At 34.3% G+C, this 20,663-nt stretch carries 17 protein-coding genes; 1 reads left to right on the top strand and 16 read right to left on the bottom strand.

Annotation, left to right across the window (positions count from 1 at the left end):
• Positions 1-74 precede the first annotated feature (74 nt).
• From ABRY23_00555 to lysW, 14 genes are all read right to left on the bottom strand, one after another.
• Positions 75-3,017, bottom strand: coding sequence for a protein O-mannosyl-transferase family (locus ABRY23_00555; protein MFA3781536.1), 2,943 nt, complete (start codon positions 3,015-3,017; stop codon positions 75-77).
• A 138-nt stretch (positions 3,018-3,155) separates the two neighbouring features.
• Positions 3,156-4,484, bottom strand: coding sequence for an NADH-quinone oxidoreductase subunit NuoF (nuoF, locus tag ABRY23_00550; GenBank protein ID MFA3781535.1), 1,329 nt, complete (start codon positions 4,482-4,484; stop codon positions 3,156-3,158).
• Entirely contained in the window at positions 4,484-4,957 is a 474-nt protein-coding gene (locus ABRY23_00545) for an NADH-quinone oxidoreductase subunit NuoE (protein MFA3781534.1), read from the bottom strand. The genes nuoF and ABRY23_00545 overlap by 1 nt, the downstream gene beginning before the upstream one ends.
• 93 nt (positions 4,958-5,050) lie before the next feature.
• Positions 5,051-6,304 (bottom strand): NADH dehydrogenase (quinone) subunit D, encoded by a 1,254-nt coding sequence (gene nuoD, locus ABRY23_00540; protein MFA3781533.1) that lies wholly within the window; start codon positions 6,302-6,304, stop codon positions 5,051-5,053.
• 1 nt (position 6,305) lies between these two features.
• Positions 6,306-6,800: an NADH-quinone oxidoreductase subunit C gene (locus ABRY23_00535; GenBank protein ID MFA3781532.1), complete on the bottom strand. Its 495-nt coding sequence runs from the start codon at positions 6,798-6,800 to the stop codon at positions 6,306-6,308.
• Position 6,801: 1 nt separating this feature from the next.
• Positions 6,802-7,320 (bottom strand): NADH-quinone oxidoreductase subunit B, encoded by a 519-nt coding sequence (locus ABRY23_00530; GenBank protein MFA3781531.1) that lies wholly within the window; start codon positions 7,318-7,320, stop codon positions 6,802-6,804.
• Entirely contained in the window at positions 7,311-7,679 is a 369-nt protein-coding gene (locus tag ABRY23_00525) for an NADH-quinone oxidoreductase subunit A (protein ID MFA3781530.1), read from the bottom strand. The genes ABRY23_00530 and ABRY23_00525 overlap by 10 nt, the downstream gene beginning before the upstream one ends.
• 176 nt (positions 7,680-7,855) lie before the next feature.
• Complete coding sequence (locus ABRY23_00520; GenBank protein MFA3781529.1) at positions 7,856-9,010, bottom strand: aspartate aminotransferase family protein; 1,155 nt, start codon at positions 9,008-9,010, stop codon at positions 7,856-7,858.
• A complete protein-coding gene (locus ABRY23_00515; GenBank protein ID MFA3781528.1) occupies positions 9,007-9,798 on the bottom strand; it encodes a [LysW]-aminoadipate kinase in 792 nt (263 codons plus the stop codon). Before ABRY23_00515 ends, ABRY23_00520 begins: the two co-directional genes overlap by 4 nt.
• 18 nt (positions 9,799-9,816) lie before the next feature.
• Positions 9,817-10,452 (bottom strand): class II glutamine amidotransferase, encoded by a 636-nt coding sequence (locus tag ABRY23_00510; GenBank protein MFA3781527.1) that lies wholly within the window; start codon positions 10,450-10,452, stop codon positions 9,817-9,819.
• A gap of 45 nt (positions 10,453-10,497) precedes the next feature.
• On the bottom strand, positions 10,498-11,544 hold the full coding sequence (gene argC / locus ABRY23_00505) for an N-acetyl-gamma-glutamyl-phosphate reductase (protein ID MFA3781526.1): 1,047 nt from the start codon (positions 11,542-11,544) through the stop codon (positions 10,498-10,500).
• Complete coding sequence (gene lysX / locus ABRY23_00500) at positions 11,544-12,389, bottom strand: lysine biosynthesis protein LysX (protein ID MFA3781525.1); 846 nt, start codon at positions 12,387-12,389, stop codon at positions 11,544-11,546. The genes argC and lysX overlap by 1 nt, the downstream gene beginning before the upstream one ends.
• A 56-nt stretch (positions 12,390-12,445) precedes the next feature.
• Positions 12,446-13,612 carry a 2-isopropylmalate synthase gene (locus tag ABRY23_00495; GenBank protein MFA3781524.1) on the bottom strand — a complete coding sequence of 389 codons (1,167 nt, stop codon included), beginning with the start codon at positions 13,610-13,612 and terminating at the stop codon, positions 12,446-12,448.
• A 3-nt stretch (positions 13,613-13,615) separates the two neighbouring features.
• Positions 13,616-13,783: a lysine biosynthesis protein LysW gene (lysW, locus tag ABRY23_00490; GenBank protein MFA3781523.1), complete on the bottom strand. Its 168-nt coding sequence runs from the start codon at positions 13,781-13,783 to the stop codon at positions 13,616-13,618.
• 539 nt (positions 13,784-14,322) lie between these two features.
• Here lysW and ABRY23_00485 point away from each other — a divergent pair.
• Positions 14,323-17,955 carry a multifunctional oxoglutarate decarboxylase/oxoglutarate dehydrogenase thiamine pyrophosphate-binding subunit/dihydrolipoyllysine-residue succinyltransferase subunit gene (locus tag ABRY23_00485; GenBank protein ID MFA3781522.1) on the top strand — a complete coding sequence of 1,211 codons (3,633 nt, stop codon included), beginning with the start codon at positions 14,323-14,325 and terminating at the stop codon, positions 17,953-17,955.
• Between the two features lie 407 nt (positions 17,956-18,362).
• Here the strand turns inward: ABRY23_00485 and ABRY23_00480 are convergent, their stop codons facing one another.
• Together ABRY23_00480 and ABRY23_00475 are read right to left on the bottom strand one after the other, a co-directional pair.
• Complete coding sequence (locus ABRY23_00480; GenBank protein ID MFA3781521.1) at positions 18,363-19,595, bottom strand: peptidoglycan DD-metalloendopeptidase family protein; 1,233 nt, start codon at positions 19,593-19,595, stop codon at positions 18,363-18,365.
• 70 nt (positions 19,596-19,665) lie between these two features.
• Positions 19,666-20,652 carry an AAA family ATPase gene (locus tag ABRY23_00475; protein MFA3781520.1) on the bottom strand — a complete coding sequence of 329 codons (987 nt, stop codon included), beginning with the start codon at positions 20,650-20,652 and terminating at the stop codon, positions 19,666-19,668.
• Positions 20,653-20,663: the final 11 nt, after the last annotated feature.

The raw sequence follows: 20,663 nt of genomic DNA, 5'->3' as shown, positions 1-20,663 counted from the left end.
TTTTAGCGCGTCTTTATTCGCTAAAATGGGCTATCAAAGTGTTATACCAATTTATTCTTGATAGCCCACTTATCTCATTTACTTTTTTGTTTCTGACTTAAACTATCGTAATGTATTATTAAATTCTTAATACTATTATCTGATGGAAACATCACCTGAAGCTTCAGTAAAACGCCCTTTGCTTTTTCATATTCCTTTAGATTATCATAAATTCTCAGCAGAATACTATATGGACTGTAAAAAGAAGCAACATTACGAGGGTTCTTTTCCATTGCTTTAATAGCCTCTTGTTCCACTTTCCGAGCAATACTTTTATACTTTACAGTATCGCCTGCTTCTAAATAAAAATTGGACATATCAAACATAAGCCTATAATCCATTGGAATAACATTAGTAGGCATTTTTTCTTGCATGGTATTCAATACTTGGATAGTTTTTTGCTTTTCGTTCTTATCTAAAAAGCTGTATGCCAATCTGAGGAATAAAGTCCTATAGTTCTGAAGCATACGAGTGTGGTTATCATCAAAGTATATTGTACTGTCATTTAATCCACGATATTTAAAGCCGGGTTTATATGTTTTACTGTAGCCAGGATTTTCTTCAATCATATTTTTCCACATAAGTGTATCATCCACAAAGTCGCCTCTTGATTTACTCTTAAATGGTACTAACCTGTATGCCATTCCTTCAAGCCTAAGATAATCATCCAAACCAATTCTGCTGTCATCACTGCAAGTAGTTGCAAAGTAAATTGGTCTTTTCCAGCGCGTTCCTTTTACAGTTGCCAAAACTGCAATATCTTGATTTCTAATTGCTTTAATATTACCAAAAGTTAAAGTGTTCTTCATTGTAAAGGTTATTTTACCTTTATTTGTTATAGAAGTATCTGTAATGCCAAATTTTTTGTAATCTTCAGGCGTAACTGGAATTTCGATAGTTTGTGGTTCCCATCTAATCGGACCAATATTATCAATTTCTCTATCAGTAATATCCATATCTACTTTCATAGAGCCATGCGGCGACTCATACTTAAGTTGTTTAATATACCAAGGAGTGTTAATCAAACTTAGGCATGCTACTCTTACATCTTGGCGCACGCCTTCAACTTCTTGTAAATACCAAAGTGGAAAAGTGTCATTATCGCCGTTAGTAAATAGAACTGCGTTAGGAGCAACACTTTGCAATAAGTTGTAAGCATAATCCCACGGCACCCAATCTTTAGACCTATCTTGTTCATGATAATTAGATGTATACATACGTAAAGGTATGAAAACAAAGCCGAGACCAAGCACAATAACTGGTGCTAATTTCTGTATCGATTCATTTTTTACCTTTTGCTGTAACAATTCAATAAGATTGTGCAATCCTATTGAAATCCAAATTCCGAACATAAAACACATTGTACCATAAAATTTAATTCTTTCGCGTGGCTGTGGCTCTTGTTGATTTTGGTAATAAGCAGTTATGTAAGTAATCATTATAAATAAAACTAAAAAGACTGAAGCCATCTTCCAATCGCGCTTAAAGTGGTAGTACAATCCTATTAATCCAATAAGGAAAGGTATTCCGAAATAAGATTTAGAAGGTTCCCCGGCAAAACGCAGCCCAAATAATTTACCAATTATTGAAGCGATAGAATTAAAAGGCCATACGTTCACACCAGAATCTTGATCCCATGATTCTCTACCTGCAAAGTTCCATAGTATATAACGAGTCATCATGTGATTCATTTGGTAATTCCAAAGAAAATCTAAGTCGCTTGAGTAGTTGGTATAGATTCCAGCTTGATTTTCATCAGTTGAATACCTCCTTTGAAAAACAGGCCATTCACCGTATTGCTCACGATTTAGATAAGTAACCAATTCTTTAAAAGTACTTGGTGCGTTTTCATTTATAGGTGGATTTAAATTAGAGCGTATAATTATTACGCCGTAGGACATAAATCCCAAGAAAATTAAAAGAAAGGATTTTAATAACAATCCTAATGTTTTCTTATCATTCTTTACACTATAATAAATGCCATAAGACAACAAGCCAAGAAAAATTGCAATCCATATTATTGCAGCAAAGTTATTTGTTCCGCCCGACAAATTAGATATCAAATTTGGGAGATAACGTACTATACCAGGATAGATTAGTGTAAGCAGCACACTGCCTGTAAATAAAATCACATAAATTGAATTATGATGTATCAGCTTTTTCCAGAACACGCCAATAAAGACTGCAGATGCAGCAATCATGAACATTGCAAATTTTGTATCAAAAGCTTTGTAATCATCGGGATATGGCGGGGTCGTTTGTGTTTGACTTCCCCATAATATTAAAGCTAATAAGAGCAGTATCCCTAAATGAATTAGCAAATAATTTATTGTCTTTTTTAATTCGTTATAATCATCAACATACTTTCTGAACATAATAAGCATAACGATAGAAATTGTAGTTAAGGCACCCATTAACCTTAAGCTTGTAGATAAGCCTACCAGATAAGCAATAAGCAATATAAATTTTTCACTATCGATTTGATCTGCCCTTTCGTTCCATAGTAACATTAAATATACTATTGCTGCAAAGACAAAAGTATTGGTAGCATATACTTCTGTTTCTACTGCATTCCACCATGTAATATATGCAAAAGCAAAAGCCAAAGAACCTATAGCAGCTGAGACATACAGAACTACTCCCTCTTTAAAAGTTTTATATTCTTTGCCATAGTAATTTTGAATTACCTTTATAATTACTAAATACAGAATTAAGACAGCTGCAGCACTTGCAATAACTGATATTAGATTCATTCTAAAAGCTATATTTTCTGCTATTGGCAGCATAGAAAATAATCTTGCTATTAAAAGGAATAAAGGTGCACCTGGCGGGTGAGGAATTTGCAGCCTGTATGCAGTAGCTAAATATTCTCCACAATCCCAAAAAGAAACCGAGGGTTGAACTGTTAAATAATACGTAATTAATGAAGCAAAAAAGACAATTGCTCCAAGCGATCTTCTAATTATTTTCAAATTCATATTTTCTTCGCTTTGTTATAAGTAGTGGGAAAAATAATATGTAAATTACACACTATAATTTATGTTTCAAAAAATTAAAATAAGTATTAGTCCTTAGAAGATTATAAGGCGATTATAAAAATCGCTAATAAAATAAGATTACTTTTTTATCCCTTCGAGAGGTATAGCCGTTTCTCTCATAGAATGAACTTTGTTTGGGACAGGGATAACAACATTTCTCTTAACATATTTTTCGAACTCATCCCGAAATCTATCTATCATAAATTTTACAGGCCACGCAGCTGCATCACCAAGCGCACACACAGTGTTACCTTCAATATTGTTAGCGACACTTATTAACAAGTCCAAATCTTCTGATGTACCTTCATCCCGAAGAATCCTATTAAGAGTTTTCAGCATCCAGCCAGTACCTTCGCGGCATGGTGTGCATTGTCCACAGCTTTCGTGATAATAAAATTTTGTAATTCGAGCTAAAACTTTAACAAGGTTTGTATCTTCATCCATTACTATTACACCACCTGTACCTATAGCAGAACCAACTTCTTTTAGTGATTCAGCATCCATCTTAACGCCTTCAATCTTATCCCCTCTTAAAGGAGGCATCGAAGAACCACCAGGTATAACGCATTTAATTTTTTTATTATTTGGCACACCGCCAGCATAGTTATATATCAAGTCAGTTAATAAAATACCAGTAGGAAGTTCATAAACGCCGGGTTTATTCACATGGCCACTCACACCAAACAACAAAGTGCCGGGATGTTTTTGAGCGCCAATTGAAGAATACCACTCCCATCCTTTATTGATAATTACAGGTACATTTGTAATAGTTTCAACATTGTTTATAGTGGTAGGATTTCCCCACAATCCCTTTTGAGCGGGAAATGGAGGTTTTACTCTTGGGTATGGTCTAATTCCTTCAATGGAATTCATTAAAGAAGATTCTTCGCCGCAAATGTATGCACCTGCACCTTTATGAATATAAATATCGCACGAAAAATCTATCCCAAAAGTATCTTTCATCCTACTACCAATATAGCCATGCGAATAAGCTTCATCCAAAGCTTTCTGCATCAATTTAATCCATTTATGATACTCTCCTCGAATATAAAGGTAAGCTACATTAGCACCAATTGCATAGCATGTAATTAGTATACCTTCAATTAACTGAAAAGGGTTATATTCAAAAATTTGTCTATCTTTAAACGAACCAGGCTCACTTTCATCGCCGTTAACACACAAGTATTTAGGTTTATCAGTTGTCTTGGGCATAAAGCTCCATTTCAAGCCGGTCAAAAATGCAGCACCGCCTCGTCCACGCAATCCAGATTTTTTAACAATGTCAATAATTTCATCCGGAGTTTTAGAAAAGGCTTTTTTAGCTCCTTCAAAACCGCCATTGGCAAGATATACATCCCATTTATCTAAATTGGGAATATCAGGTAAAACTATTTTAATGTTTTCCATTATTTTAACGAGTCTAAAATTTGGTTTACTTTTTCTTTTGTTAAATTTTCGTAATAGTCTTCATTTATAGCTATCATTGGTGCATATCCGCAAGCCCCCATGCATTCAACTTCTTCTAAAGAAAATTTTCCATCTTGTGTTACTCCCATATTGTCTATTCCAAGCTTATTTTTTACTTGTTCCCAAATTTCATAAGCACCGCGCAGCATACACGAAACATTAGTACAAACCTGAATATGATATTTACCCATTGGTTTAGTGTAGTACATTGTATAAAAATGAACAACACCCAATACGTCAACAGGTTTTACCTGGAGGACGTTTGCAATTTCTTCCATTACTTCTTGACTAATATATTTATTTTGTTCTTGGGCAATATAGATTGTATCCATTATTGCAGCTAAAGAGGTAGGGTACTTTTTCTTTGATTCTTCAATTCTTGCCAGGTTTTCTTCTGTGAATTTAAATGACATTTTAACCTCGGATTAAGAGCAAGAGTGTAATGTTATATTATATTTTTTCCTTGTTCGTATATCTGCCATAATTATTTACAATTTTTAAAATTACTACTTATCTGCCTCACCCATGACTGGGTCTAAGCTGCCAATTATAGCAATTACATCAGAAACCATCTGTCCTTTGCAAATTAATGGTAACACCTGAAGATTACAAAAAGAAGGTGAACGAATTTTCAATTTCCAAGGCTGGCCAGAGCCATTACTTACGAAATAAAAACCAAGCTCTCCTTTCGGATTTTCTGCAGAAAAATAAACATCTCCAACCGGTGGATTAATACCAAAATTAACTATCATAAAATCATGAATTAATTCTTCCATTTTGGTGTAGATTTCTGTCTTGTGCGGCAAAACTCTTTTAGGATTATTAGCAATCACTTCCCCTTTTGGTAATTTCTCTATGCATTGTCGTAAAATCTTTACAGATTCTTTCACCTCGTCGCCTCTAATAATATAACGTGAAAGTGCATCACCTTCAGAATAAGTTGGTATGTTAAAATCAATTTCATTGTAATACAAATATGGCTTAGCTCTTCTAACATCATATTCAACTCCTGTAGCGCGCAGGTTCGGTCCTGTAACCCCATAATTAATTGCATCTTCTTTACTTAAAACGCCAACTCCTTTAAGTCTATCAATAAAAATTCTATTACCAAGTAGTAGTTTTTCCATATCAACTAAAGAAGGTCCAATTTCATCGAGAAAATTTTTTATCATTGCAATGGCTTCATCATCAATATCAGATGCAACACCGCCAATTCTAGTATAACTTGTAGTAAACCGAGCTCCAGCAATTCTATCAAAAATATTTTGAATTTTTTCTCTTTCCTTAAATGTCCACATTACCATAGTTACAGCGCCTACATCCATAGCAAAAGTACCAATAGCAACCATGTGTGCAGCTATTCTTGAAAGCTCGGCTATAATCATTCGAATATATTGTGCTCTTTTGGGTACTTCAATACCAGCAAGTTTTTCTACAGCAAGCACATACGCTACATTGTTACACATTGTTGCCGTATAATCCAGTCGGTCTGTGTGAGGAATATATTCATAATAACTCATATTCTCAGCCATTTTTTCGTAGCCGCGATGCAGATACCCCAATTCAGGAACTACTTTCACAACTGTTTCTCCATCTAATCTCAGGACCAATCTTAGCACTCCATGCGTGGCAGGATGTTGAGGACCCATATTAATTACCATTTCATGTTCAAGCGGGTCTTCTTCAATGGTTATATCTTTATCTTCTAATAAGGATTTAAGTAATTTCTCGTCGGTATAAATATTTTTTGTTTTTTCCATATTAATCATTCTTTTCTGGAAGTGGAAGTGAGCCTGGGATACCCATAACAGGGAAATCTTTTCTTAATGGGTAATATTCAAAACCCTCTGGCATATACATTCTTCTCAAATCAGGATGATTGATAAAATTAATTCCATACATATCATAAGTTTCTCTTTCGTACCAATTGGCACTTTTCCAAACTGGAGTTACAGAATCTATAGCCGGGGGGTCATCTTTAAGATTAGCTTTTATTCTAAGATTAAAATTATTTTTAAAAGAATAAACGTGATAAACAACTGTAAAACGATTTTTTCTTGTCGCCCAATCAATAGCGGTAACGTCTTTACACATTTCAAAACTTAAGTCATTGTCATTTTTAATGAACTTGCAAAATTCTAAAATCTTTTCTGGACTTATAGTAACACTAAGGTCCTCTCTAAAATCTGTAACTTCTTCTAATGCATCTCCAAATTTGCTTTTTATTTTTTCAATGATAGTAGTTTTTAAATCCATATTAATTTTTGCTTAATTCTAATTCTGGAAGAATTTTATCTTGGTAGTCCCTTGCTTTAGATTTCTTAATTTTGTTTTGAATAGTAATTAAAGCGTTTAACAAATTTTCCGGACGAGGCGGGCAGCCTGCAGTGTAAACATCGACAGGTAAAAATTGGTCAATACCCTGCACAACATTGTAAGAGCGATACATACCGCCAGATGAAGTGCATGCTCCCATAGCAATAACCCATTTAGGTTCAGGCATTTGATCATAAATTCTTCTTACAACTTGTGCCATTTTGTAAGTCACTGTTCCAGCCACAATCATCAGGTCGCATTGACGAGGAGTAAACCTCATAACTTCTGAGCCAAAACGTGCAATATCATACTTAGGGTCAGCCGCTGAAATCATTTCTATAGCGCAGCAAGATATGCCCATCGGCATTGGCCACACTGAATTACTTCTTGCCCATGCTATTATTGCATCAAGCTTAGTGGTTAAATAACCATCTGACGATAATTTTGCTTCTAATCCCATTTCAATCCTCCTTTAACCCAGATATAGAAAAATCCAATTTCAAGTACAATTAAGAAAATTAGCATCGGCATAAATGCAAGAATTCCTAAATCATTAAACAGTTTTTTAAATTCTACAGCCCATGGATAAACGTATATAACTTCAATATCAAAAACAATGAAAAGCATAGCGACCAAGTAATACTTAATTGATATTCTTTCATTTGTAGTGCCTACAGGGTCCTTGCCGCTTTCATAAGGCATAATTTTAACTTTATTGGGTCGTAGAGGACCAAAAATTCTGGAAGAAAAAACTACTGCTGCACCAAATATTACAGCTACTGTTATGACTAAAAAAATTGGTATGTAATCTGTAATCACTTAATCTTTTTTGTTTTTTTATGTGCCAAAATATCTAAAAATGTCTCTAAAGTCAATTTAAAGACAAAGCACGTTTTTTCATCAGTCACACCTTTTATTAGCTATGCTTGAGCTGTTTTAAGGAATGATAATTTGTTGTGTAAAGACGAGCAATCAGAATTCTTTAACAATAAAAATTATTGTAAAACAACTGATAATATTTCTACCACTTTATTCAAATCCTCGTAACTTATTACCAGTGGCGGAAGCATTCGCAAGACTGTTGTGCCTGCAGGTAAAGCAATTACTCCTTGCTTCATGAGTTCAATTAATACAGGCTGCACTTTTTCCTTAAGTTCTATACCAATCATTAGTCCTAAACTTCTAATTTCTCTAACTTTGCTTAGTTGATAGTTAGATATCTTTTCGATAAAAAATTTTCCTTTTTCTTCAGCTTGTTTTGCAAGATTATTTTCAATCATAAAATCGATTGCTGCTATTCCAGCTGCACAAGCCAGCGGGTTGCCACCAAATGTTGTTCCGTGTTTACCAATTGGTATTTGAATTTTATCAGAGCAAACTGTTGCACCCATTGGTATACCGCCTGCAATTGCTTTTGCTAATGTCAGTATATCTGGCTGAATATCAAAATGCTCGCAAGCAAACATTTTACCTGTTCTGCAGAAGCCCGTTTGAATTTCATCTAAAATAAGAACAATATTTTTTTCATCACAAAGTTTTCTAACTTGCTGAAAGAAATTTTTATCACCTATGTTTATTCCGCCTTCGCCTTGAATAGGCTCTAATATTACGCCGGCAGTATTATCATCTACAGCCTCAGCTAATTTTTCGAAATTATTATATGGGACAAATGTGAAACCTGGCACTAATGGCTCAAAATCTTCTCTATATTCTTTTTTATATGTAGCACTTAATGCACCTAATGTTCTGCCGTGAAACCCTCGCATAGCAGCAATAAAATTCTTCCTTTTCGTTGTATATCGGGCAAATTTTAGAGCTGCTTCAATTGCCTCTGTACCAGAATTTGTAAGATATGCTTTAGTTAAACCCGAAGGCGTTATATTAATTAGCTTTTCAAGGAATAGAGATTTCGCATCGTTATAGAAGATACCGGGACAAGTAATTAATTTTTCTGATTGTATTTTAATTGCTTCTACAAGCTTTTCATTAGCATGACCTATACTTGCTACACCAATTCCTGCCGCACAATCAATGTACTCATTTCCATGCTCATCCCATAAATGAGCTCCTTTACCTTTCACGAAAATTATATCTCTCTTAGGGAAAACATCAAATTCATATTTTTGTTGTAGTGTTTTGTAATCTATCATTTTATTACCGTCCCATTTTCCTTTAAGGCATTTTGAATTGGATTTTCTATTCTTCCATCGGATATAATAACAGTAGTTTCTCCAAACTCAAATAATTTCCGCAGAGCATAAATTTTTCTTTTCATCCTGCCATCTACTTCATTTTCGATTTTCTCTAATTCATCTCTCGAAATTTTTTTAATAAGTGAATTCGGATCGCTTTTATCTTTTAAGTAGCCTGGAGCCTCTATTAACTGTAAAATCTTGTCAGCTTTTAATCTGGAGTGCAATAATGCTACTATATCATCATTTTCTGAGTTAATTGCCATATTATTTTCATCAATTATAGGCACGCAGAGCACAGGAGTATATCCATTGTTCAAAAGAAGATTTATTAAATTAATGTTAATATCTTGTGGCTTCCCAGAGAAGTCACGTACAATTTTTGTCTTCCCGGCCTCTCTAACTCTTATTCCAGAATTACGTTTACCTTGAATTACTTTCCCATCAAGTCCTGATAATCCAACTGCATTTATACCATTTTGCTGACACAGTTCAACAATTCTTTTATTTTTAATTCCTGAGTAAGACATCATCATTAAATCAATGGTTTGTTCGTCTGAGAAGACGCTTGTATAACCTGATTGAGAAGTAATTACTTTCCTTTCTATTTTAAGTTTATCAGCTAATTCATCTCTTAACGCATTTGCACCATGAACGATAATGAGTTTATCATTAATAGATTTCAAATCGGCAATAATACTTTTTAAATTGATATCCTTACCACCGCCTATTTTTATAATTACCATTTATTTTGCATTCCTTTTTTAAAATTCCAAAAGTGAATTATTATTTATTTTTCTCCAACGTTTATTGGTATCTAACTTTTCAGAGCAAACAATATTCATATTTTCATTCTGCAAGAAATGCATTGTAAAGTACTCAGGGTTTTCATTAAAATGAGAATAAACATATGCATTTTTTTTATCCGCAATAATAATATTCATTGCGCGGATGTAACTTGTTAGTTTTTTAATAGCCTCAGTTCCCTTTGCAATGGCTTCTTTTATGTTACCTTTGTCAAATCTTTTAATAAAATTAAAAATTTTTTCGGCTCCTATACGTCCCTTTTCTTTTATTCTAACTCCAGATAATTCGCCATTGAAAATAAAGACATAATTCTCATCATAAAAAGGCATATTGTTTTCTATTGAAATTCCTTGGTCTCTAAAAGCACTTCTTGCATGCGCAATTAATCTTATTGTCTCTCCAAACTTTTCAAATGAATCTTCCCAAATTGGATTAAGGTTTTTATAGTATTTCCACATGTCGTCTTCCCATATTGCGCAACCCCACCCGTGCCCTTGATATTCCTTACTGTTTTTCGAAATAAGAGCAAATTTTTTCAAGTAATCTTTAACTTGAAATTTTTCTTGTGACGATATATATAATAGTCTGCACATTCTTTTTATTAAAAAAATTAGTCCTTTGATCCTTATCAAGCACAATTAAATTGGATGTAATCCGGGGAACTCCAAACCAAGTGTCTCATCGAAGCCATGCATTATATTAAATGCTTGCAAGGCTTGTCCAGCTGCACCTTTCATCAAATTATCAATTGATGCAATTACAACCAAACGGTTTGAGAATTCATCTTTTTTGAAACCAATATCACAATAGTTTGTACCTATTAAAAGTTTTGGTTCAGGGAATCTGTAAATGCCCTCATTTTCTTTAACAATTCTAATAAAAGGCTCATCAGCATATTCTTGGCGATAAACTTTCCAAATATCTTTTTCATCCAAATTTTCTTTGAGGAAAACATGACACGTAGCAAGTACTCCTCTCACCATATCAATTGAAGTTGCAGAAAAGTGGATATTTATTTTTTGCCCAAAGCTTAGCTCTTGTAAAATCTCAGCTATGTGTCTATGTTTTGTGGGCATATAAGAACGAACCGAACCGCTTCGTTCTGGATGATGAGAAGCTTCGGAAGCTTTATTACCTCCTTCACTTGATCCTACTTTAACTTCGATTACTGTTTTATCTAATTCCACAAGTTTATTTTTGTATAAAGGATATAATCCTAAAATTGATGTTGTAGCATTGCAGCCAGCACTCGAAATGAAATAAGAATTTTTCATTTCCTCTCTGTGTAATTCAGGAATTCCATAAACAAAATCTTTTAGCAGTTCTGGGCAACAGTGTGAGTGACCATACCATTTAACATAATCATTAGGGTCTTTCAATCTAAAATCACCGCTTAAATCAATTATTTTAGGAGCGATTTTTTGAAATTCATTTATTCGCTGCATTGAACTGCCATGCGGCAGACAGAGAAATAACAAATCGCATTTTTCTAATTCATTTAGGGAAGAAAATTTAAGCTGGGTTGTTTTACGCAAATTCGGGTGTACTTTATAAACATATTTTCCCGTAAAACTTTCAGACGTAACTTGTTGTATTTCAACATTAGGATGGAATAATAATAATCTAAGCAGTTCGCCGCCTGTATATCCAGAGCCACCAGCGATTGATACTTTTATTTTTCCCATTACCTGTCCTCAGCTACTTTTATTACGTATTCAGCCATAAATTTTGGAATATTGACACCTGTGGTGGTTATACTGTTTTTATATTCCATCGTATAATTGACTTCGTTAACCATCAAGCCTTGTTCAGTTTCAAAAATATCGATTGCAACAATACCGCCTCCTACAGCTTTTGCTGCTCTAACAGAAAGATCATTTAGTTCATCAGTTACGGGACAATTTGTAGCAATTCCACCTCTTGCTGTATTAGTAATCCAATGGGATGAAGTTCTGTAAATAGCCGCTATACACTTATCACCTACAACAAAACTTCTAATATCTCTACCCTTTTTTTCTACATATTTTTGAATATAAAAAATGGAATGATGATATGAACCAAGAACAGTTTTGTGTTCTAAGATTGCTTCAGCGGCGTCTCTATCATTAACTTTCGATAACAATCTGCCCCAAGAACCGACAGCTGGTTTAAGTACTACTGGATATCCCATCTCTTCAATTGCATTTAATGCTGATTCTTCGGTAAAAGCTACCCTTACTTCTGGTTGAGGAACATTGTTCTCTTTAAGGGCAATAGATGTCAATAATTTATCTCCACATATAGTTGCCACCTTTGAGGTGTTAACGCATTTAATTCCTGCAGTTTCAAATAATTTAAGTGCATGCAATGCACGTGAGTGATTGATACACCTTTCAACAACTATATCTAGGTTAAAATGGTCTTCCAGCAAATTAAAGGTAATTTTACGGTCATCAATCATTACGAGTTCAACACCCTTTATTTTTTCAAATTCGTCAAGCAGAAATTTTTCATCTTTTCTTATTAACGAATGAAGCAGCCCAATCTTCATTTTTTATTTCTCCTCGTTTTTAACTTATAAATTATTTTAAGCTAAACAGGAGCAAACTATTTGCTCATTTGCTTAAAGGTTTTATTGTGTTTGCAGGAATCAACGATATGCTTTAATTCGGTAAGGTCTACTGTTCTTCCTCTTTGACCAACAGACTTCACTTCCTTCAGTACATCTGCTTGCAGTTCATCATCAAGTTCATTTTCACCAATTAATTTTAATGCATACCTCAAAGAAGCAATGCCCGACATGTGGTCTAGTGCAAAATGCCTCTCTCTGCCAACCAAATCTGGGCTTAAACTTTCGTAATGCATGGGATTAATAGAAGCAGCGTGAGTGTGTACACCAGCACAATGAGTAAAAGCATTAGCACCCATAATAGGATAATTAGCAGGAATTGGGACCCCTGAATGTTTACTTACCAAATGATATAATTCGTTCAGTTTCAATAAATTCCATTTACTTTCACCAAAGTCAGCAGTAAGAACTACAAGCAACTCTGCTAAATCAACTATACCGGCTCTTTCGCCTAATCCCAATACAGAGGCATCTATTATTTCTGCACCAGCTCTATAAGCGTCAAGCGCGTTTGCTAATGCAAAACCACGGTCGTTATGGCAATGAACTGCTATTTTTGGGTTTAATCCTTTTTTATTTAGTTCATCCTTGAGTCGAGATACATAATCATACATACTTCTACTAGTGCCTGGCACCATATAACCAGTGGTATCTGCAACGCTAATTATATCCGCGCCAGCTTCAACAGCTGCAGAGGCAGCAGTTACAACATTCTCAAATTGTGAGCGGACTGTATCCTCAGGGGTATATCGGATCAAGATATTTGGTTTTTGAGTTTTAGCGTAATTAATAACGTCCGTAATCTGTTGAATTGCGCTTGGCAAATCTTTCTTAAAAACATTTGACAATCTTTCTTCTGACACACAATAAAAAATGCCAATAAAACCAACGCCGCACTCTAATGCTAAATCTACATCACTTTTTAATGAACGTGAATGAGCACCTACTATTGCCTTATACCCTTTTTTTGCTATTGATTCGACTGCTTCTTTAATTTCAGTTGTAACCATTGGGTGTCCAGCTTCAATAATATCTACACCCACTTCATCTAAAAGATTTGCAATTGCTAACTTGATGTGTTTATCAAAATAAACACCAGGGGTTTGTTCACCTTCCCTTAAAGTTGAGTCAAGTACCGATACCAAATTTTATTCTCCCCAGTCTTCTTCTTCTTTTGGAGCTTCGGCAAGTTTGGGAGGATTTACTTCAACAACTTCAAGTTCTGTCCCACAATCAGGGCATTCTAGTAATTCCCCTATTACAGTATCAGCAGCTAACTCTATATTGGCAGCACAAATTGGGCACTCGGCTTTCATTTTCGTACCTTTATTAATAAAAAAAATTTTTGCGAACTTAAAAAATAAATTCTACCAAATCAACTAAGCCAGCCAGTTTACTGCAACGAGCAAATAGAAAATTTATTTTTTGTCAATAGGTATCTTAAAAACACTAATATTCTTTTGCGTTATTTGTTTAATTATTCAAAAACGTTATGCACATGTAAACTAAACAAATTTTCTATTATAAAAATATTTTTAAATATTCTTAAATCATAATGCAGCATTTTATAATTAGAGACAACAAAAAAATAGTTTTTTATTTGCTACTTTATCGAAAGAGTCCGCTGCATAAATTAAAAATTGTATTGCAAACTAACATAATGAGTGAAAACCGTCTGCCGAAACAGAAAATTCTCTATTGCAAATTGACAATCTCAAACTTCATTATAAAATGTTTTATTGTAGATTGTAAACTGTAATTGCAAAAATAGTTATAATGAAGACAAAATATCTTTAATTTGGTTCTACAACTTTATAACTTTGTAACAGATAATAAATTTCAATGAACAGGTAAAATGAAAAAGCAAGACACATCAAGTTATCATAAAGAATTATTTGCTCATTTTGGATATAACTTTGGCTTTGTAGCTGATTTATTAGACAAATATTTCCACGACAAAAATTCAGTTTCAGAGCATTGGAGAGAGTATTTTGACAAGTTGACTGAAAACGGCTCAGAAAGAAGTCAAGAAGAAAAAGTTTCAAAAGAGCCATACAAAAAATCAGATAAAAAAATTTTAGCTATCTCAAATTCATTTGAAATTTCCCCTGAAGATGAACCACAGCTTATCACAGGAATTGGTGCAAAAATTATAGAAAATATGAACAACAGTTTAGGCATTCCAACTGCCACTTCACTTCGCACTGTTTCTGTTAAACTTTTAGAAGAAAATAGACTTATTATTAATCAACACTTAAGCAAAATAAACGCTGGGAAAGTCTCTTTCACTCATTTAGTTGCTTACGCAATTGTTAAGGCTGTAAAAAAGTTCCCCGCCATGAACAAATCGTTTGCTTATATTAACGAAAAACCTTACATAATTAACAAACCTTATGTTAACTTAGGAATCGCTGTCGATATAGAAAGAAAAGATGGTACACGCTCTTTAATTGTACCTAATATTAAACATGCTGGACAAATGAACTTCAAGCAATTTTTTGATGCTTATAATGAAATAATAGACAAAGCTAAAAATTCTAGATTAGAACCCTCAGACTTCCAAGGAACAACAATTACTTTAACGAACCCGGGCGGAATTGGTACGGTTTCTTCTACTCCAAGACTAATGACAGGGCAAGGCTGTATTGTTGCAATTGGCGCTATTGATTATCCAGCTGAATTTAAAGCAATGTCTAAAACAGCTTTAGCATCTTTAGGTATAGGCAAAGTTATGAATATTACAAGCACATACGACCATAGAATTATTCAAGGTGCAGTTTCCGGTGAATTTCTTGCACAAATTGACAAATACCTATTAGGTGAAGAACAATTTTATGAATCAATTTTTACTGACTTGAACATTCCACAGAAACCGGTAGGCTGGGGCGTTGACACTACAAGCCTAGGGTTTGGCGAAATTGAACATAAAGAACAAATAGAAAAGCAAGCAAGAATCCTACAATTAATTAATATGTACAGAGTTCGCGGCCATTTAATTGCTGATTTAAATCCACTTGAACATAAAATTGCCTATCATGAAGAACTAGACCCTACCAATTACGGATTTACCATTTGGGATTACGACCGCCCATTTATTACTGGCGGGTTACAAGGCATGGAGACCGGCACTCTTCGTCAAATCTTAGATGTGCTGCACCAGACCTACTGTGATAAAATAGGCATAGAATACATGCACATCCAAAATCACGACGAAAAGGCATGGCTGCAAACGAAAATGGAACCAATACTAAATAAATTTAATTTCTCAGATGAATGGAAAAAGAGAATACTGAACAAACTTGTTATCGCTGAAGGATTTGAACATTTTCTGCATACAAAGTTTGTTGGACATAAAAGGTTTTCACTCGAAGGCTCTGAAACTTTAATTCCAGTTTTGGACATGATTTTAAATGAAGCAGCACAAAATGACGTTAAGGAAATATTCCTCGGCATGGCACATCGAGGTAGACTTAATGTTTTATCAAATATAATCGGTAAAAGTTATGAGAAAATTTTTTCGGAATTTGAAGAAGATATTGACCCGGACGCTCCGCAGGGAACTGGTGACGTAAAGTATCATCTGGGAGCTTCGGGCAAATATTTAACAATGTCTGGTAAAAAAATAAAAGTTTCAGTTGCATCAAATCCCAGCCACCTTGAATGGGTCAACCCTGTTGTTGAAGGAATAGTTAGAGCAAAACAGACAAGAAACAATGATTTTGAAAGAAATAAATATATACCAATTCTAATTCACGGCGATGCAGCTTTTGCTGGACAAGGAATTGTTGCTGAAACGCTAAACCTCTCACAATTGAAGGGTTATAGAACTGGCGGAACAATTCACATAATTATTAACAATCAGATTGGATTTACTACCACCCCAGAAGAAGCAAGGTCATCGCCATATGCTACAGATGTTGCTAAAATGGTTCAATCGCCAATATTCCATGTTAATGGTGATGACCCGGAAGCTGCCCTTTGGATTGCTAAGCTCGCTTTCGAGTATCGCCAGAAATTTCATAAAGATATTGTAATTGATTTAATTGGATATAGAAGACATGGTCACAACGAGGGTGACGACCCTGTCTATACTCAGCCAATTATGTACCGCATTATAAAAGAGCATCCTTCTGTGAAAGAAATTTACAGCAAAAAGCTAATTAGTAAATCAATTATTACCGAAAGTGAAATTGAAAAGTTGGATAAAGAAATTTGGGAAATTTTAGAGAGAGCGTTAAAATCGACAAAAATGAACGGAATTAAATTTACCCCAGATAGACCTTTAGCTTATGATTATGAGTTTTACCAATCAGTACCAGTTAAAACAGGAACAAAAGTACCTTTTGAAATGCTGGCTGCTGTAGTTAAAGGAATTACAAAGTTCCCCGAAAACTTTACCTTAAACCCAAAGCTTAAAAAGCATATCGACAAGCGTAAAGAATTGTTGACTGGCAATGCAAGAATTGACTGGGCTTTTGCAGAATCACTTGCTTTTGGTACATTGTTAATTGAAGGAAGGCCAATCCGATTAAGTGGACAGGACAGTGCAAGAGGTACATTTAGTCAAAGACATTTAATTTTAACAGACATGAATACAGGCGAAGAAATCATACCACACAATTCAATCTCAGAAGGGCAAGCTAAACTTGAACCGTTAGATAGTCTGCTCTCAGAAGCTGCTGTATTAGGTTTTGAATTTGGATATAGTGTTGCCGACCCGCTTTCACTGGTAATTTGGGAAGCTCAGTTCGGAGATTTTGCTAATGGAGCCCAACCTGTAATCGATAATTTTATTTGCAGTTCGTTTACAAAGTGGCAGCTCCCCAATAATATTGTACTTTTATTGCCACATGGACAAGAGGGTCAAGGACCTGAACACAGTAGTGCTCGGTTAGAACGATTCTTAATACTTTGCGCTGAAAATAATATGTTTGTATGCAACCCCACAACACCAGCACAATATTTCCATTTATTAAGACGGCATGTTCTTCAAAAAATTGAAAGACCATTAGTTATTCTAACCCCCAAAAGTCTTTTAAGACTACCCGCAGCTCGATCATCAATTAATGATTTTACCTCAGGAAAATTTTGGGAAGTTATAGATGATGCTTCAATTAAAGATAAAAGTAAAATTAAAAACTTAATTTTCACAAGCGGGAAAATATATTATGAATTAATTTCTGAACGAGACTTAATGAAAAATATTGATACTGCAATTATACGAATTGAGCAATATTACCCATTCCCTCAAAATGAAATTAAATCAATTTTAGAAATATATCCTAATGCAGAAAAAATAAAATGGGTGCAAGAGGAACCACAAAATATGGGCGCTTGGAATTTCATCTACATCAAATTCTTAGAATTAGGCATTGACATAAAAAAGATTAAATATGTAGGCAGACCCGAAAGCCCCAGCCCAGCACCAGGCTCAACAAAGCAATACTTAAAATCACAACAAGAACTAATACAAAAAGCTTTCCGGTAAATTCTTTTTATACCAAACAGTGCATTAGGAAATTATATATTCACCTTCACTTGTCATCGGTCTACATTCTTTCTTTTTACAAGCGCTTCTCTTTATTTCACTGCTGCTCTTTCCGCTATAACCAAAAAAAATTCATCTTATTATCTCTTTGTTGAAGATTGTTTCACTCATTCCTTTCGGTCGCAATTATAACACAATGAATTTGTGGTAGAGATATTTCGGTCGCTTGATAAAAAACGCAATAACTTTCTTGTAAAAACAAAAATTATTTTCTGATTATAAATTTTCTTTATTACAAACAAAAGCACGGGTCAAATAATGACTATAGAGTTTTGTAACTCACGCGTAGGAAAGCCAGCTTGAAGTAAATAAGCTCACTTTTTGCAAACAGTATGAATAATTTGAGGTTATTGAATATTATTTTCATTGCTGCCTTTTCTCATAGCATATGTCGAATCATTTTGATTAGATGCTGAATTAAGCTTTTTCAATAATTCATCTCTTAAAGTAAAAAATGCCTCTCTGTTTTTAGGGTCAATTGGCTTTGAAGGCGGAATTTTTTCGCGAAATGGATCTACTTGTCTGCCGTTTTTCCAAAATCTAAAACAAACATGGGGACCTGTAGCCAGACCTGTACTGCCAACATAACCAATCACCTGTCCCTGTTTTACACGAACTCCTGGTTTAATTCCTTTAGCAATTTTTGACATGTGCAAATATTGGGTAGAATAAGTTGAATTGTGCCTAATCTTAACATAATTACCATTGTAAGCCTTGTAAGTTGCTTCTGTAACTATACCATCCCCTACACTTAGTATTGGAGTTCCAGTGGGTGCGGCATAATCTGTGCCTAAATGCGCTTTTTCACGATGCAATATTGGGTGGTATCTTTTTAATGAATAACGAGATGTAATTCTGCTAAATTTTAACGGCGCTTTAAGAAAAGCTTTGCGAAGGCTATTACCTTTTTCATCGAAGTAAACGTCGGAACCATTTTGTTCAAATCTAAAAGCAAAATAATTTTGATTATTCGCAGAAAATTCTGCAGCTATAATTTTACCTACTCCTATTGGTTCATTATTTAAATACTCTTCTTCATAGAAGACTTTAAACTTATCACCCTTTTGAATCCTATAAAAATCAATCTGCCATGCAAATACATCGGCAAGCTTAAGCGCTAAATTGATATCAAGATTATTATTCTCAAAAGTCTCATATAAAGAACTATTAATTACGCCATCAGCAAACATTTCCTTAACTTCGGTTCTCTTTTTGCCCTCGTAGATTTTTATTGGGTCACTAAGATCAAACACTACATAATTTACTATATCCTTTTCGTAGATAAAGTATTTTACTTCCGGAATTGTATCGTTAGTCTTATAAATAACATAATTATCACCAGTTTTAAATTTTCTCACATAAAAAACATCTTTTGATTTCTGTGCAATTTGATAAATTTTTTCATAAGGAACACCATAAGGAAGGAGAATATCCGTTAAAGTTTCATTATTACCAATTACACCGCGTTCTTCTTCTAACGAATCTGCAACAAAACCAAAAGGACTAATTTTATGTTTTTCTGTATTGAGTTGTAACGATGGTTCTTCTTTTTTATTACATGAAGAGAAAAAAGCAATCAAAGGAAAGAAAATAAATACCCATAAGAATAAATCTTTAGTTTCGATAACCGCCTCCTTACTTTGAATAGAATTAATTTTCAGATAATTTATTGATTATGTCTACAGAGTTAATTCCATCGGCTTCGGCGTTGAAGCTTGGTATTATTCGGTGTCGAAGTACTGGTACCAAAAACTGTTTAACATCGTCAATCGAAGGAGTGAATCTACCTTCCATAACAGCTTTTGTCTTTGCAGCGAGAATTAAATATTGAGAAGCACGCGGTCCGGCGCCCCAACTTATCAATTCACTAATAGTTGCTTTTTTAGAATTTCGACCTGGTCGTGTTGAGTTTACTAAATTTACTGCAAATTGAATAACATTATCTGCGACTGGTACTTTTCTTATTAAACTTTGGAAGTAAAACAATTCTTCTTTAGTTAAGATTTTATTTAACTTGGGATTATAATCACTTGTAGTCGATTTAATAATTTGAACTTCTTCATCAATTGAAGGATAATCTAACCAGAGATTAAACATAAATCTATCCAACTGTGCTTCTGGTAAGGGATAGGTTCCTTCTTGTTCAATAGGATTTTGGGTGGCTAACACAAAAAATGGTTCTTCGAGCTTGTATATTTCCCCTGCGGCAGTAACTTTATATTCCTGCATTGCCTCTAAAAGTGCGGCTTGAGTTTTAGGTGGCGTTCTATTGATTTCATCGGCTAAAATAATATTTGCAAAAATTGGACCTTTTACAAATTTGAAATACCTTCTTTTTGTGATTTGGTCCTCATCAATAATTTCAGTCCCTGTTATATCGCCTGGCATTAAATCTGGGGTGAATTGAATTCTATTAAAGGTAAGATCAAAAACTTCGGCAAGTGTTTTAATCAACAAAGTTTTAGCTAAACCGGGGACACCCACAAGCAGGCAATGACCACGAGCTAAAAGACTAACAAGCAAATCGTTAATAATTTGGTGCTGTCCAATTATAACTTTGCCTATCTCTTCTTTTATTTTTTTTACGGCATCGTTTAATCTATCAACTCCTTCTAAGTCGTTTGCAGCAAGTTTTATTTGTTCCACTA

Source organism: Melioribacteraceae bacterium 4301-Me (assembly GCA_041538185.1).
GTDB classification, from domain to species: domain Bacteria; phylum Bacteroidota; class Ignavibacteria; order Ignavibacteriales; family Melioribacteraceae; genus Pyranulibacter; species Pyranulibacter aquaticus.
Note: the sequence above shows the minus strand (reverse complement) of the source record. Positions and strands in the feature narration are given on the sequence as shown.

Bases quoted from the DNA above. Each gene is read 5' to 3' on its own strand.
- ABRY23_00555 (MFA3781536.1), bottom strand. From the start codon at position 3,017: ATGAATTTGAAAATAATTAGAAGATCGCTTGGAGCAATTGTCTTTTTT.
- nuoF (MFA3781535.1), bottom strand. From the start codon at position 4,484: ATGGAAAACATTAAAATAGTTTTACCTGATATTCCCAATTTAGATAAA.
- ABRY23_00545 (MFA3781534.1), bottom strand. From the start codon at position 4,957: ATGTCATTTAAATTCACAGAAGAAAACCTGGCAAGAATTGAAGAATCA.
- nuoD (MFA3781533.1), bottom strand. From the start codon at position 6,304: ATGGAAAAAACAAAAAATATTTATACCGACGAGAAATTACTTAAATCC.
- ABRY23_00535 (MFA3781532.1), bottom strand. From the start codon at position 6,800: ATGGATTTAAAAACTACTATCATTGAAAAAATAAAAAGCAAATTTGGA.
- ABRY23_00530 (MFA3781531.1), bottom strand. From the start codon at position 7,320: ATGGGATTAGAAGCAAAATTATCGTCAGATGGTTATTTAACCACTAAG.
- ABRY23_00520 (MFA3781529.1), bottom strand. From the start codon at position 9,010: ATGATAGATTACAAAACACTACAACAAAAATATGAATTTGATGTTTTC.
- ABRY23_00515 (MFA3781528.1), bottom strand. From the start codon at position 9,798: ATGGTAATTATAAAAATAGGCGGTGGTAAGGATATCAATTTAAAAAGT.
- ABRY23_00510 (MFA3781527.1), bottom strand. From the start codon at position 10,452: ATGTGCAGACTATTATATATATCGTCACAAGAAAAATTTCAAGTTAAA.
- argC (MFA3781526.1), bottom strand. From the start codon at position 11,544: ATGGGAAAAATAAAAGTATCAATCGCTGGTGGCTCTGGATATACAGGC.
- lysX (MFA3781525.1), bottom strand. From the start codon at position 12,389: ATGAAGATTGGGCTGCTTCATTCGTTAATAAGAAAAGATGAAAAATTT.
- lysW (MFA3781523.1), bottom strand. From the start codon at position 13,783: ATGAAAGCCGAGTGCCCAATTTGTGCTGCCAATATAGAGTTAGCTGCT.
- ABRY23_00485 (MFA3781522.1), top strand. From the start codon at position 14,323: ATGAAAAAGCAAGACACATCAAGTTATCATAAAGAATTATTTGCTCAT.